Below are 1695 nucleotides of genomic sequence, written 5' to 3'. Positions count from 1 at the left end.
TTGAGAGTAAACCTCTCAAAACTGAACAAAGTAAAAACAAATTGTGTAGTCTCCGTAATATTCCTTAGAAAGGAGGTGATCCAGCCGCACCTTCCGATACGGCTACCTTGTTACGACTTCACCCCAATCATCTATCCCACCTTAGGCGGCTGGCTCCAAAAAGGTTACCTCACCGACTTCGGGTGTTACAAACTCTCGTGGTGTGACGGGCGGTGTGTACAAGGCCCGGGAACGTATTCACCGCGGCGTGCTGATCCGCGATTACTAGCGATTCCGGCTTCATGCAGGCGAGTTGCAGCCTGCAATCCGAACTGAGAGAAGCTTTAAGAGATTAGCTTAGCCTCGCGACTTCGCAACTCGTTGTACTTCCCATTGTAGCACGTGTGTAGCCCAGGTCATAAGGGGCATGATGATTTGACGTCATCCCCACCTTCCTCCGGTTTGTCACCGGCAGTCTTGCTAGAGTGCCCAACTGAATGATGGCAACTAACAATAAGGGTTGCGCTCGTTGCGGGACTTAACCCAACATCTCACGACACGAGCTGACGACAACCATGCACCACCTGTCACTTTGCCCCCGAAGGGGAAGCTCTATCTCTAGAGTGGTCAAAGGATGTCAAGACCTGGTAAGGTTCTTCGCGTTGCTTCGAATTAAACCACATGCTCCACCGCTTGTGCGGGCCCCCGTCAATTCCTTTGAGTTTCAACCTTGCGGTCGTACTCCCCAGGCGGAGTGCTTAATGCGTTAGCTGCAGCACTGAAGGGCGGAAACCCTCCAACACTTAGCACTCATCGTTTACGGCGTGGACTACCAGGGTATCTAATCCTGTTTGCTCCCCACGCTTTCGAGCCTCAGCGTCAGTTACAGACCAGAGAGCCGCCTTCGCCACTGGTGTTCCTCCATATATCTACGCATTTCACCGCTACACATGGAATTCCACTCTCCTCTTCTGCACTCAAGTCTCCCAGTTTCCAATGACCCTCCCCGGTTGAGCCGGGGGCTTTCACATCAGACTTAAGAAACCGCCTGCGCTCGCTTTACGCCCAATAAATCCGGACAACGCTTGCCACCTACGTATTACCGCGGCTGCTGGCACGTAGTTAGCCGTGGCTTTCTGGTTAGATACCGTCAAGGGATGAACAGTTACTCTCATCCTTGTTCTTCTCTAACAACAGAGTTTTACGATCCGAAAACCTTCTTCACTCACGCGGCGTTGCTCGGTCAGACTTTCGTCCATTGCCGAAGATTCCCTACTGCTGCCTCCCGTAGGAGTTTGGGCCGTGTCTCAGTCCCAATGTGGCCGATCACCCTCTCAGGTCGGCTATGCATCGTGGCCTTGGTGAGCCGTTACCTCACCAACTAGCTAATGCACCGCGGGTCCATCCATCAGCGACACCCGAAAGCGCCTTTCAAATCAAAACCATGCGGTTTCGATTGTTATACGGTATTAGCACCTGTTTCCAAGTGTTATCCCCTTCTGATGGGCAGGTTACCCACGTGTTACTCACCCGTTCGCCACTCCTCTTTTTCCGGTGGAGCAAGCTCCGGTGGAAAAAGAAGCGTACGACTTGCATGTATTAGGCACGCCGCCAGCGTTCGTCCTGAGCCAGGATCAAACTCTCATAAAAAGTTCGAACAATCTTGCGATTGTTAAGCTCAATTTGTTTGCTAGCATATTGCTTGCTTGTTAAAAA

1 rRNA gene is annotated in these 1695 nt (G+C 51.7%); it reads right to left on the bottom strand.

Annotated elements, in window-relative coordinates:
• Positions 1-68: 68 nt before the first annotated feature.
• Positions 69-1629: ribosomal RNA gene (locus HMPREF2988_RS05105) — 16S ribosomal RNA — on the bottom strand.
• Positions 1630-1695 lie beyond the last annotated feature (66 nt).

Source organism: Enterococcus sp. HMSC061C05 (genome assembly GCF_001814765.1).
Lineage (GTDB): Bacteria > Bacillota > Bacilli > Lactobacillales > Enterococcaceae > Enterococcus_B > Enterococcus_B lactis.
Note: the sequence above shows the minus strand (reverse complement) of the source record. Positions and strands in the feature narration are given on the sequence as shown.